The sequence below is a fragment of the Algoriphagus sp. PAP.12 genome (assembly GCF_026652115.1).
GTDB lineage: Bacteria > Bacteroidota > Bacteroidia > Cytophagales > Cyclobacteriaceae > Algoriphagus.
The window spans coordinates 75,744-89,410 of record NZ_JAPPSQ010000016.1; the positions used below are offsets into that span (position 1 = coordinate 75,744).

The following is a 13,667-nucleotide window of genomic DNA, read 5'->3' on the forward strand; positions in this document are numbered from 1 at the left end:
TGTCAAACTGTCCAATTTTGAGGATGAATTTAATCCAAACCTATTTTTTCAGGTTCAAACACCCCTGATTGAACTTCATCCTCAATCTACTGGCACTGATCCTTTATTTTTTATTAGTCTAATCAGTTGCCTGAAATTTAGTTCATCAAAAAAACTCGGAAAGATGAACACACTTGAGCTTCAAAACCTCTCAAAATCCTATTCCAACGGTACATTAGCACTCAATTCCATCAATTTGAAAATCTCTAATGGAATGTTTGGACTTTTGGGTCCCAATGGAGCCGGTAAATCAAGTCTGATGAGAACTATTGCCAGTCTTCAGGAACCCAGTCAAGGGAAGGTTCTTTTTAATAAAAAATCCGTTTCAGATCATCCCGATTTCTTACGTGCATCTCTTGGCTACCTTCCTCAAGAATTCGGGGTATTTCCAAAACTTTCTGCCAAAGAACTACTAAACCATATCGCCATACTCAAAGGGATAGGGAATAAACATGAGAGAACACAGCAAATCGATTTTTTACTAAATCAAACCAATCTTTATTCTGAAAGAAATAAAGCTGTTTCCACCTACTCAGGAGGGATGAAGCAACGGTTTGGAATTGCTCAGGCCCTTTTGGGAAACCCTCAATTGATCATAGTCGATGAACCCACTGCAGGACTGGATCCAGAAGAAAGAAACCGTTTTTTGAACTTGCTCAGCGAGGTAGGAGAAAACAGAATTGTCATCCTCTCCACTCACTTGGTGGATGATGTTCAAGAATTGTGTGCACAAATGGCAATTCTCTTTAAAGGAAAATTATTTGCTCAGGGTAATCCTCAAATCTTGGTTGAAAAGCTAAAGGGAAAAATCTGGTCAAAAAGAATAGAAAAATCAGAACTTAAAAAGTTCTCAGAAAATCACAAGGTCCTATCCAAGCGTCTGAATGCAGGTCAAACTTGGATTCGAGTTTTCTCAGAATTCCCTTTAGAAGGGGAATTTATTCCTGAAAAACCCCAATTGGAAGACTTTTATTTCTACACACTCCAAATCAACTCTTGATGACTTTTCTTTCTTTACTTTCATTTGAGTTCCGGTATTTGTTGAAGAATTGGGCAGTTCCAGCATTTGCATTAGGTTTTGCTGCATTTTCATTTTTACTGGGATTTCAAGGTGCTGTTCCAGCGGGAGTTAATTATACCTCCGAATACGTGCTCTTTTTCAAAATGGGACTTTTAAGCCTTGGAATTGTCTTTGCTTTGATGTTTTTGGTAGATCACTCCATCCTCAGAGAGAAAAAATATGGTATGGAAGGCTTGATTTTTTCCACCCCACTTTCAAAGAAAGACTTCTTCCTGGTTCGATGGCTCGGAATTCATGCAATGACGCTCGTTTTGGTTGTTTGCGCTTTGGTGGGATTCTATTTGGGCATCTATTTTTCAGATTTAGACCCTGAGCGATATGGTCCAATTTCATTTAATTCCAGCCTTTCGGTCATGGGAATATTATTGATTCCATCTACTCTAATTTGTGGGAGTATTATTTTTTGCACTGGACTTTTGAGTAAAAACAGCCTGGCAATTTATGCTTCCTCGGTCTTCATTTATGTACTGTATATTATCTGCTCCATTTATTTCAACTCACCCCTATTAGCCAACACCACCCCAAAATCCACAGAAGACCTTTATTGGGCAGCTTTACTCGATCCTTTTGGTCTTTCTGCCTTTTTTGAGCAAACCACCTATTGGACTCCCTTTGAAAAAAACAACCAATCTGTGTCATTTACAGGTTTACTCTTATGGAATCGTATTTTATGGACAGTCCTTACATCGACTTTTTTGATTGGGGCCTATTTTCGTCTCAATTTGAGACCAGAGCTTAGTGAAAAAGGGAAAACAAAAGAAGCAAAGGAAGAACTTTACCAAAAGCCTAAACAACTTAATCCTATACCCAAACAAATTCAGAATTTGTTTCTAAAGCCCTTTGGAAGTCTACTTCAATTGGACCTTCAATTCATTTTTAAAAACTGGGCTTTCTGGGCCATTGTAGGATTATGGTTCTTGTTGGCTTTCCCGGAAATATATGATAAAATCTATGCTGGCGGTGCTTATGGAGAACAATACCTTCCCAGTTCTACTATTTTGATGGATAGAGTCCAGCAACCCTTACTGATTTTTGGTGTTCTGATTTTGTTATTCTTCTCGGGGGAACTTACCTGGAGAACCAAAGAACAACGATTTGTTGAAATTCTAAGTGCTACTCCAACAGGAAATGGACTACTATTTGGCGCAAGGTTTTCCAGCTTATTACTAAGTCTTACTCTTCTAATTTTTATAACCCTATTCCTTTGCTGGGGTTTCCAAGCTATTCAAGGCCAAATCTCGCACCATAGTCTTGCCTTATTGATCCTATTTCTGCATCCTGGAATCACTTGGTTGATTTATGCCATCCTGTTTTTAATCATCCAAAGCTTCTCCCCTACCAAATATGTAGGAATGGGGATTTCCGTGATTCTATTCGCTTTAGTTCACGGTCCTTTGGGGCCAGCCTTGGGATTAAGCCATCCATTTTTATTTCTAGGAAAAATACCTATACCTGTCTACAGTGATCTTGCTGGTTGGGTCCATGAATGGAAGACATTCTGGTATTATTCCTTTTTATGGATTTTTGTTTCGATGATTCTTTTGACTTTTACTTTTCAAAAAGCACAATGGGGTTGGCAACGAATTCAAAAAACCACCAGAACTTCTATCTCAAAGTTAATTCTAGCTTTTTCAATTCTCTCCTTTTCAATTTTATTGATCTTTGGCTTAATACGATTAAATCAAAAGTCAATCTATCAATCTCCAAAAGAATGGATCCAAAACTCCTATGAGTACGAAGTTTTCTACAAATCCTTTGAGAAAAATCCCATTCTTAACTTCTCTGAACTGAAAATAGACGTAGATCTTTTTCCATCCGAAGGCAAATTCCTTGCACTTGTTTCCGGAAAGCTTCAAAATCCCGGACCGCTTCCTATCAAACAAATGATGGTCACAGAAAAAACACCATTGAAGGACTTCTGGGTAGAATCCTTAGATCACCTAGAGAAAAATGAAAAACTAGGTGTTTCCATTCTGCATTTCGACCATGTAATTGAACCCGGAGAATCTCTTTCTTTTTCATTTGAAACTGGTGATTCTACCCAGATATTTCATTCAGTAAAATCCATACAATCCAATGGTACTTATTTAAACTTCCGTGACTTCGCTCCTTATTTTGGCTACTCGGAATCCAGGGAAATCCAAGATCCACAGGAAAGAAAGCGAAGGAGTTTACCAGAAAAACCAAGTTCTTTTTCTCTTAGAGAGTCCCATGACCGAATCGAAAAAAACTTGGTGAAAGTAAAATTTCAAGCCATAATCAGTACTGAGTCTCCTCAAATAGTTATATCCAGTGGAGATCTCATCAACCAAAGTTCCATCGGGAATAGATCTCATTTTCAATTTCAAAGCCAAGAAAAGATCCTTCCTGCGATTGCATTTTTCTCAGGGAATTATGAAAAAAGCAGTTTGGAAACCAATGGTAAAACCATTCAGGTTTTCTCACTCCCAGAACATTCCGACCAAAACAAGCAACATTTGGAAACCATTTCAAAGGGATTGAATATACTGGAAAATTATTTCGGCCCTTATCCTTATGAAACCTTGGGAGTTGTAGAAATACCTGACTTTTGGGGATTTGGAGGCTACGCCCATCCTGGAGTCATCAGCATGGTTGAAGGCAACTTTTTTCAAATTAAACCCTCGGGAAATAACCAATTTGATCTCCAAAAAAAACGGATCATCCATGAAGTAGCCCATCAATGGTTTGGTCATCTTTTGGCTCCAAAAAATCTTCCGGGTGCAGGATTTTTTGTGGAAGGGCTAGCCAAATATTCAGAGGCCATTTTGATGGAATCACTCAATGGAAAAGGTGATTTGTGGCGATTGACTGATCAAGCCAATCAGGTTTATTTCAGGGGAAAGGCTTCAGCTCAGGAATTGGAAAAACCCATCAGCAAAATGGAGGCTCAAAGCTACTTATCTTATGGAAAGAGTTTGCTGAGCCTTTTGGCAATTGAAGAGGCAATAGGTAGGAAAAAAGTGATTTCGACTCTGAGAAAAGTAATTGATGAAAGTCGAAAATCACCTGATCCTACCCTGACCATGGAACAGTTTCTCCATGAGTTGAAGCAGGGGCTGAATGCTTCGCAACTACTCCAAATAGAGGAAAGTCTTGAAGATATGATTCATTATGAGCTATCAATTAAAGACGTTCAGACCCATCGGATCAAAGGTGGAAAATACCGGACAGAACTCACTTACAAAGCCCTGAAATTCAGAACAAATCGGGATGGATCCATTCACGAAATCCCAATGAATGAACTGATTACTATTTCAGCTCTGAAAAGCCATCCCAAAGACAAGCTTTCCATAGAAGACATCATCCTTGAGACCCAGGTCAAAATACTTTCTGGTGAAGGAAAAATCCAGATTGAATCTGAGTATCAGCCTATATGGATGGGATTGGACCCTTGGGGAACCCGACCCGATCCAAACCGAACTGATAATTTCTTTCCATTCCAGAGAATTTCAGATTAAGAATAAAACGGAAAAATAATGTAACCCCTTTGGGTGCTCTACTTTCCCAAAATGAATAAAGGCCAGTATTCCCCGTCTCAAAGGGAAATCACAGATTGACATTTATCATCGTTTTGAATAATTGAAGGAAGCTATAAATAATTGAGGGTGCTTTTAAAAAACAATCACTGTCCTATCCAGATTTTAGTTTTGGGTAGGATGGGATTTTCTTTATGGGAGCTTTTTATGCTGAAGCTCATCATATGTACTATTTTTATCGCAAACCTAAATATTTGGAAATGCAATTATGGAGGATTTAAATATTAGAGTTTTCATTTTGAAAATGGATCAAAACCGTTATTCACTTTTCGAGGAGACTGTTAATGAGGAATACCGTTTTTCCGAGCCTGTCGATGATTTTGAATTAAGCAGGAGCCTTCCATTACTTTGTTTTATTTTCGACGATCAGGATCGGATAGCCTATATTGCTTTTGCAAAAAAGGGAATGAGAGCTGGTACAAATCCGCGGCGGCTGAATATAATTGACCCCATCAAATTAAAAAATCCGATACCTTCGGATCCCATACTCGAAGAGGTTTCGGGAAAGGTTAGGAACACTGTAAATGAAAAGCTAAGTTATGGAGGACTTCTTCCACCAAGGAGTTCTGAATATTTTATTGATACAGTAATTGATTTATTTCCAAATACTGAAGACATCCTCTCTCAATTTAGTAGGAGAAGTAGGGAAAGATTTAAAAGACTCAGCACCAATACCAAAAAATTGTTAGGCCAACAGAAAGATGCTGTTGCAACAGCAATGACCATTGCAGGTATTGACAGAGGTAGGCTTAGGTCTTGGTCATTAAAAAGTGATTCAGCTCCCGAATCATTTTTGGACGGTTTGCAAGATGTATATTTATTAGAAGATCAAGTTATTGCGAACGATCTAAAGAGCTTTCCAGGATATGATTTTTTGAAATCTCAGTCCCATGGCTCCACTGTTTTTCGTGATGATCGAGTAAACAAGCTGACAGTCGTCTTAGCAAATCGATTACCATTGGAAAAGCAGACTGGAACAGATTTGATCTATTTCAATGAGACCTTTGGGTCATTTGTAATGGTTCAATACAAAATGATGGATTCAGATGATGGTAAAGCAATTTTCCGAAGAACTCAAGAGGATGGATGATTTATTAATAGAACTCCAAAAGGTTCAGCCAGATACACATCACAATGGGTTTCGGTTAAACCCAAATCCTTTCATTCTAAAATTTTGCCCTAGAATTGATTTTGATCCAACTTATGAGGGGTTGGCAAAAGGTATGTATCTACACCTTGACCATTGGAAAATGCTTGAAGCCGACAAAGATTTAGAAGGTGTCCAAGGAGGAAAACAGCTGAACTATGAGAATGTTGGTCGATAATCTTTCTCCACATAGATTTCAGGAATGTCCATTTGTTGAGAAGTAAACTGGATAGCCTGTCGGAAGAGCTGTTTGTTTTCGTGCAATCTCATGTGATATTCCATTTTTCGACAACTGGCCATTCCTCCGCAATTCCCAAAGTATAAGTAGTGATGGGGTTAAGTGATTTACGCAAGGAATCCGTGTCAATGCGGTTTTGAGTGGTATCCAATACAGCTCCCAGGATTGCCCGTGTAGATGGTGGATATTTTAAGGCCAGCTTCATCGCCTTTTGCTTGTCGGCAAATGAAAGGCTGTCGATAATGGAACGGATGCGCTTAAACGCACTGGTTACCGACGTATCAGGAATTTTTTTGATATAGCGGATTGCATCCAAAATCTGAAGCAATGGAATGTTGTCTTGTGTGATCGGGTTTTTTTGCTGGATAAAAGAAATAGTATAGCGTCCCCGCTTCAATTTGGGGCGTATATCATTCTTTCCAATTTGTATGAGGTTGCTGACCTGCGTAGTCAGGCCAAGCTGGCTGTAAATGCTCAAACCTGTAAGATAACCAATCGTCTTTCCATCTCTTTCTAAGAGGTCTTTTACTACCTGATTTAGGTCAGGCTTTAACTTGCCGAAAACTGTTGCTTCAGGCTTATAGAATTTGCCTTTTGCCAGTTTTTCAAGCTTTCCAACACGCACCATTCGGTTCAGGGCTTTTATGACAGCTTCTTTCCCTTCCTGTCCTGAACTGACATCGGAGAAGGTAAAGACATGCCCTTTGGGCAGTCGGTCAATTTTGGTTTCGACTAAATCGGTGACTTTCATACTTGTAATTCTATCACAAAGATAATCACTTGTCCAGTTTTTTCTATAATAAACTGGACAAAAGTTCAGCCTTCTCTAAATAAAAACGTCAAGTTTATTTTGGATTGGCGTCCCCGCCTTTTTCAGGAATGTACTTGCATCAAAAATAAAGCGCGTCTTTCAATCTTTGATAATCAGAAGAGTAAGAGGGCAAGTATCGTCTTTTTTCTCTTTATTTGTCTTAAAGTACAATCTTGATTGAGGCCATAATGAGAGTGATTTTATAGCCTTAAGTTTCGGAATTCCTGTCAAAAAACGGGTACAACACAGCTACACCATTTGGTGGTATTACTGGGTATTATTTGGTTTCTTAATTTTTAAAAACCCTATATTAATATCAATTTAGTCCATTTTGGTTCATATGAAGCCATGCTTAATGAAACTCTTGACCCGATACATAAACGCTCTCTAATCAGATTGCTCCTATGAAAAATTCAATTGATCCCTATTGCATTCCATTATCCCAAGTTTCAAATGAGGATATCGACAAAGTTGGGGGAAAGAATGCCTCTCTCGGTGAAATGACACAAAAATTAGAACCACTTGGAATCAAAATCCCTGAGGGTTTTGCATTGACTGCGAAGGCTTTTCAAGAATATTTGGGACAAAATGACCTATTCAATCCACTGAAAGAACAGGTAGATAAACTTGACAAAGAAGGCCTGAGCAATCTGGCAGAAGTCGGAAAAGCCTGCCGAAATATTATTGGAAAGGGGGAATTCCCCCAAGAAATCATGGATTCCATTTCAAAATTCTATGAACCACTAGCTAGGAAAAATGAAACATTTGCGGTTCGGAGCAGCGCCACTGCTGAAGACCTTCCCACAGCAAGTTTTGCCGGGCAACATGATAGTTTTTTAAACATCAGTGGACTGACAAACCTGATCCATGCTATTCAAAAATGCTACATATCACTTTTCAATGACAGAGCTATTAAATACCGTTTGGATAATGGCTTTGATCAAATGAAGGTCTATTTATCTGTTGGAGTCCAAAAGATGGTCAGATCTGATTTAGGCTCGGCTGGAGTAGCCTTTACTTTGGACCCTGAAAGTGGATTTGATAACATCGTTTATATCACATCTATCTACGGATTAGGAGAAAACATCGTCCAAGGTGCGGTCAACCCTGATGAGTTTTATTTATTCAAACCTTTTCTGAAAGAAAACAAGCCACGAATACTTTATAAAAAACTGGGAGCCAAACAGACTAAAATGGTGTATACAGACAAGGGTTCAAAGCCAATCAAAACTACCCCAACTCCAGCTAAGGATAGGAATAAGTTTTCCTTAACAGATTCAGAAGTGGAAAAACTGGGAATAGACTGTAATAAAATTGAAGAACACTATGGTATGCCCATGGATATTGAGTGGGCAAAAGACGGTAATTCGGGAGATCTGTATATTGTTCAGGCCAGGCCAGAGACAATCCACTCTCAGAAAGATAATAGCACCATTCAGGAGAAAGAATATCGAATTCTGTCTAAGCCAAAACCAATTTGCTCCGGAACTGCAGTCGGCAGGTCAATCATTTCCGGTAGAGTTTGCATAGTGAAAAGTCTTGCAGATGAAAAGAAAGTAAAGGAAGGAGATATTATTGTAGCAGATATTACAAGCCCTGATTGGAATCCAATGCTTCGTAAAGCAGTCAGTATTGTAACCAATAAGGGTGGAAGGACAAGTCATGCCAGTATTGTAGCTAGAGAATTGGGAATTCATGCTGTGGTTGGAACTCAAAATGCCACAAAAAAGCTTAAAAACGGTCAAGTGATTACCGTTTCTTGCATTGAAGGTGACACAGGTTATATCTATGATGGAGAAATCAATTGGGAAGAAAAAGAGGTTTCATTTTCAAGACAAATCACTACCAAAACAGAACCCAAATTCATCCTTGCAAACCCTTTTCAAGCTTTTCATCTCTCTCGATATCCCAACCAAGGTGTAGGTCTTCTTCGAATGGAATTTATAATAGCAGATGTCATTGGAATTCATCCCATGGCTTTGGCCCATTTTGACCGAATACCAAAAGGGCCAGAAAAGATTGCCATTGAAAAAAGAACAGCTCTTTTCAAGAATAAAAAAGAATATTTCATTTCAACTCTAGCTCAACATTTAGGATTGGTCGCAGCTGCCTTTTATCCTAAGGAAGTAATTGTACGGATGAGCGATTTTAAAACAAATGAATATGCTCGGTTATTGGGAGGAAGCTCCTTTGAACCAGATGAGGAAAACCCCATGATTGGTTTTAGAGGAGCATCCAGGTATTATCATGAGAACTATAAAGATGGATTTGCTTTGGAATGTGAAGCTATCAAACTTCTCAGAGATGAAATGGGAATGAACAACATAAAAATCATGATTCCATTTTGTCGCACCCTAGAAGAAGCTGAAAAAGTACTGGAAACTATGAAAGTCTTTGGGTTGGAAAGAGGCAAAAACGGAATGGAAATCTATGTGATGGCAGAGCTACCTAGCAATGCAATTCTAGCAGATGAATTTGCTAAACTATTTGACGGTTTTTCGATAGGATCCAATGATCTTACCCAGCTGACATTAGGAGTGGACAGGGATTCCACCGTCATTCATCACCTCTTTGATGAAAAGAATTCGGCGGTGGAACAATTGATTCAAAGGTTAATTGAAGCTGCACATGCCAATGGAATTAAAATAGGTCTCTGTGGACAGGCTCCAAGTGATTTTCCTGATTTTACACGTTTTCTGGTCTCCCAGAAAATAGACAGTATCTCATTTAACCCCGATGCACTGATAAGCGGGATAGAAAATATCACATTGGCGGAAAAGGAATTATCCAAAGGTTGATTCTTTCAGAGGTATCCATTTCGTACATCACTCAATGGATAACTCGGAAATTTAAGAGGTCTGACCTCCACAACTAGAGCCAAGCCCAGCTGTACAGCCATAGCAATGCTGATCCAATACGATTTCTCTTTTCTCTAAAGCTTTCAAATCGAACTCGGAAACATGCTGAGCATTTCCATTCACTTTTAAATCCAACATCTGATTGAAATCACAATCATAAAGATATCCGTCCCACCCAATGGAAAGGGTGTTTCTACACATCACACCTGAAGCAGCAACAGGGTTAAATGAATCAATCAAAGTCTGCATATATTCCTCATAATTGCCACTTCTAAGCAAATATTCCAAGAATCTGCTGATGGGCATATTGGTAATGACAAAGAGGTTATTGAACTCTACTCCAAATTTCCTTTTGAGTTCACGCTTGTAATCCGCTTCCAAAGAAGCCTGAGGCCCGGGTAAAATTGCACCCGTTGGATTGTAAACCAAATTGAATTCCAAACCAGAACCTTCAATCCCGTACCCTACCTCATTCAATCTTTTCATCGCATCAATGGATCGGTCAAAAACACCGTCCCCTCGCTGTCTATCTGTTCGAAAAGCGGTGTAATGGGGCAATGAAGAGACCACCTCCACTTTATGATCTGCAAAAAACCGAGGAAGATCATGGTACTTTTTATTGGCATTGATGATGGTCAAATTGCACCTGTCAATGATATGTTTTCCCAGTCCGGCAGCTTCCTCTACCAACCAACGGAAATCAGGGTTCATTTCTGGGGCTCCACCTGTTAAGTCCACTGATTGGATATTGGATTTTGCCAAAATATCCAAGCAATACTGCATGGTTTCCCGGGTCATGATCTCTTTTCTATCGGGACCAGCATCCACATGACAATGTTGACAGGTTTGATTGCACATTTTCCCCAGATTCATCTGGAAAATATCGATGCCAGTTGGTTTCAAAGGGAATAATCCAATATTTTGAAGCTTCTCTTTGAAGGGTTCAAACCCATTTTTATTTAATTGCTCGAGCTGTTGGGTACTTTCTGAAAATGCATGCCCTTGGGCCTTCAATGACTTCATATTACATCATTTTCTTTTTGGCCTGATTCATCATCTGAACGCCATGAACCAATGAAGCACCACCTCTAATCGCACCAGCAACATGGACTGCTTCCATCAATTGCTCTTCAGTACAGCCTTTTTCCAAGGTATCTGAAGTATACGCATCAATGCAATAAGGACATTGTACAGTATGGGCAACAGCCAAGGCAATTAGTGATTTTTCACGAGCCGTCAATGCACCTTCCTTGAAGACCTCTCCGTAATAATCAAAAAATTTATCAGCCAAGTCCTTTTGAAAGTCGCCGATTTTACCAAATTTCTTTAAGTCTTCTGGATTGTAGTAGGTTTCCATGTATGTAGGGAAATGTGTTGGTTAATTAAATAGATTTTACAGTTACTCAACAGTAAAACTACTAAGAGGGTTCTAAGAATTTGAACCCTTCAAAACAAAAAACCATTATTCCTCCCGAATAATGGTTCTAAAAATGGTATTCGTAGATCTTCTAAACGCTTTTCGAAATCACATCCCGAATCCAATCATTGGGAATCACATCGATCGTCAAATTAATTCGCTCCTCAGTTCCCAAATTATTCACTCGATGAGGATCATTCAATTTTAGATACCAGCATTCCCCTGGCTTCATGGGAACTAGCTCATCATTTAGAATGAATTCCACTTGATCATTATTGAAAATGGGAATCGTCAAACGAATCATAGATTTTTCTTCCTCCAAAGCCAAAGTAGGATCAGTATGCTCTTTTACAATTGCACCTGGCTCCAATCTGAGCAACCTCACCAAATTAACCGTGGTGTTTTGTCTAAAGAAATCAACCACACTCAACAATGCTGGGGATTGAGTCAATTCCTCAGTATCCAACCAATCCGTCCAAGTGCCATCAGCATAATCCTCTGCTGGTGGAGGAAATGGAATAGAAGCATCTACTTGGTGAGCTGGAGCTCGTAGAGGTATAACACTATAATAAATAAAATTTCTTTGAGCTAGGGCTCCAACATCCCTTTGCAAGGCATTCACATCAAATTCAAAAGGCAATTTGACCCGATCAAACTTCTTAGAATTCGTTTCAGTAATGTTTTCCATCGACTTAATTGTTTTAAAAAATCTGTGATGGAAGATAATAAATTAAGGGGAAAGCTTTGGCAAAAGATCAAACGCTATCCTTTTCATGAAAAAAGCTCTTCCTTCAGATTACCCTCATTTTTGACATTTCTAGCTGTAAATTCATCCCTCTTTTACATGAGCAGCATTTTAGGTCCTGATTTTAAGCTTAAATTGAACGTTATTTTACAAATAGTAAATAAATCATCAACACCAACCCAATATTTATGAAGAGAAAACTTTTACTCATGCCTGCACTACTTTTGGCAGGTTTGACCTTTGCTCAGGAGAAGATTGACCTGGATGCAATTGAAAAAATCAAAAAGGAAGGCTTTGATAATTCCCATGTCGAGGAGATTGCATTCCAATTAGTTGACAAAGCCGGTCCAAGATTAAGCAATTCTGAAGGATATAAAAGAGCAACTGACTATGCTGTAAAACAGCTTTCGGATTGGGGCTTACAAAATGCAACTACTGAGGCTTGGGGAGAATTCGGTAGAGGTTGGGAAATGGAAAAGAGCTACGTGGCTATGACGAAGCCTTATTACATGCCATTTATTGCCATTCCAAAAGCCTGGACTGAAAGCACTAAGGGCGAAGTAAGTGGCAAAGTGGTTTTCTTAGATATCCAAAAGGATGAGGACTTTGAAAAATACAAAGGCAAACTCAAAGGAGCTATCATCGCAATCAAGCCAACAGGGACTCAAGAGCCTACTTTTGAACCGGATGCTGTTCGATTCACAGTGGAGCAATTGCATGGGATGGAACATCCTGCGCCAAGACAAAGCAGCTTCACTCCAGAAATGAGAGCCCAGTTTATGGCACAACGAGCATTTGCTCAAAAAGTAAATGAGTTTATCGCTGAAGAAGGAGCAGCTTTGATCATCAAAGGTGTTAATGGACGCCACGGAACACTATTTACAAGTAGCCCTAGAGGATATTTGAAAGACACTCCAGAAGGTATTCCGGAATTAGAAACAGCTCCTGAAAATGTGAATTTGATGGCTAGATTGATGGAAAATGGCGTAGATGTAGAAGTTGAAGCAGAAATAAAGACTAGGTACCTAAATGATGATATGCAAGGCTATAATGTTATTGCTGAAATCCCTGGTTCTGATCCAAGCCTTAAAGCGGAAGTCGTAATGCTTGGAGGTCACCTAGATTCTTGGCACGGAGCAAATGGCGCAACAGACAATGCAGCAGGCTGTATCGTAATGATGGAGGCAGTTAGAATTCTACAAGCAACAGGTCTTCAACCAAAAAGAACAGTCCGAATTGCTCTTTGGGGCGGTGAAGAACAAGGTCTTCATGGATCTAGAGGGTATGTAAAAAACCATTTTGGAGATCGTGAAACCAAAGAAATGAAACCTGAACATGAGAAAATCTCTGCTTACTACAATATCGATAACGGTACCGGTAGAGTCAGAGGTATCTATCTTCAGGGAAATGCTCAAGTTGAGCCAATTTTCAATGAATGGTTTGCACCATTGGATGATATCGTAGCGGATAGAACTATTACTATCAGCAATACTGGTGGGACCGATCACCAAAGTTTTGATGCCTTGGGAATCCCTGGTTTCCAATTTATTCAAGATCCAATTGAATACCGAACCAGAACACACCATACAAACATGGATACATTCGAACGATTGGAGTTGGATGATTTAAGACAAATGGCCGTGGTTATTGCATCATTTGTATACAACACAGCTCAAAGAGATGAAATGCTTCCAAGGAAACCGATGACCGAAGAATAAAATCCCAAATCCATATAAATGAAAAAGGACCTAGTTTGAATAGGTCCTTTTTGTTT

At 39.2% G+C, this 13,667-nt stretch carries 10 protein-coding genes; 6 read left to right on the forward strand and 4 right to left on the reverse strand.

What is annotated here, in order from left to right; all coding sequences use genetic code 11:
• Positions 1-163: 163 nt before the first annotated feature.
• From O0V13_RS17045 to O0V13_RS17060, 4 genes are all read left to right on the forward strand, one after another.
• Positions 164-1,039 carry an ABC transporter ATP-binding protein gene (locus O0V13_RS17045; RefSeq protein WP_268036185.1) on the forward strand — a complete coding sequence of 292 codons (876 nt, stop codon included), beginning with the start codon at positions 164-166 and terminating at the stop codon, positions 1,037-1,039.
• Positions 1,039-4,599 carry a M1 family aminopeptidase gene (locus O0V13_RS17050; protein ID WP_268036186.1) on the forward strand — a complete coding sequence of 1,187 codons (3,561 nt, stop codon included), beginning with the start codon at positions 1,039-1,041 and terminating at the stop codon, positions 4,597-4,599. The genes O0V13_RS17045 and O0V13_RS17050 overlap by 1 nt, the downstream gene beginning before the upstream one ends.
• Positions 4,600-4,885: 286 nt before the next feature.
• On the forward strand, positions 4,886-5,767 hold the full coding sequence (locus tag O0V13_RS17055; protein ID WP_268036187.1) for a hypothetical protein: 882 nt from the start codon (positions 4,886-4,888) through the stop codon (positions 5,765-5,767).
• On the forward strand, positions 5,760-6,002 hold the full coding sequence (locus O0V13_RS17060) for a hypothetical protein (RefSeq protein WP_268036188.1): 243 nt from the start codon (positions 5,760-5,762) through the stop codon (positions 6,000-6,002). Before O0V13_RS17055 ends, O0V13_RS17060 begins: the two co-directional genes overlap by 8 nt.
• 88 nt (positions 6,003-6,090) lie before the next feature.
• On the opposite strand, the gene O0V13_RS17065 is transcribed toward O0V13_RS17060, so the two are convergent.
• Complete coding sequence (locus O0V13_RS17065) at positions 6,091-6,813, reverse strand: DUF6088 family protein (protein WP_268036189.1); 723 nt, start codon at positions 6,811-6,813, stop codon at positions 6,091-6,093.
• A gap of 464 nt (positions 6,814-7,277) precedes the next feature.
• Here O0V13_RS17065 and ppsA point away from each other — a divergent pair, with 464 nt between their 5' ends.
• Positions 7,278-9,671: a phosphoenolpyruvate synthase gene (gene ppsA / locus O0V13_RS17070; protein WP_268036190.1), complete on the forward strand. Its 2,394-nt coding sequence runs from the start codon at positions 7,278-7,280 to the stop codon at positions 9,669-9,671.
• A 51-nt stretch (positions 9,672-9,722) separates the two neighbouring features.
• Here ppsA and arsS read toward each other — a convergent pair whose 3' ends face one another.
• The 3 genes from arsS to O0V13_RS17085 all read right to left on the reverse strand — a co-directional run bounded on the left by arsS (position 9,723) and on the right by O0V13_RS17085 (position 11,836).
• Positions 9,723-10,754, reverse strand: a complete 1,032-nt coding sequence (arsS, locus tag O0V13_RS17075; RefSeq protein WP_268036191.1) for an arsenosugar biosynthesis radical SAM (seleno)protein ArsS — start codon at positions 10,752-10,754, stop codon at positions 9,723-9,725.
• A 1-nt stretch (position 10,755) separates the two neighbouring features.
• Entirely contained in the window at positions 10,756-11,088 is a 333-nt protein-coding gene (locus O0V13_RS17080) for an arsenosugar biosynthesis-associated peroxidase-like protein (protein WP_073570760.1), read from the reverse strand.
• A 151-nt stretch (positions 11,089-11,239) separates the two neighbouring features.
• The gene (locus O0V13_RS17085) at positions 11,240-11,836 is read right to left on the reverse strand and encodes an aspartyl/asparaginyl beta-hydroxylase domain-containing protein (RefSeq protein ID WP_268036192.1); all 597 of its coding nucleotides are present in this window, start codon (positions 11,834-11,836) and stop codon (positions 11,240-11,242) included.
• 245 nt (positions 11,837-12,081) lie between these two features.
• Here O0V13_RS17085 and O0V13_RS17090 point away from each other — a divergent pair, with 245 nt between their 5' ends.
• A complete protein-coding gene (locus tag O0V13_RS17090) occupies positions 12,082-13,611 on the forward strand; it encodes a M20/M25/M40 family metallo-hydrolase (RefSeq protein ID WP_268036193.1) in 1,530 nt (509 codons plus the stop codon).
• Positions 13,612-13,667 lie beyond the last annotated feature (56 nt).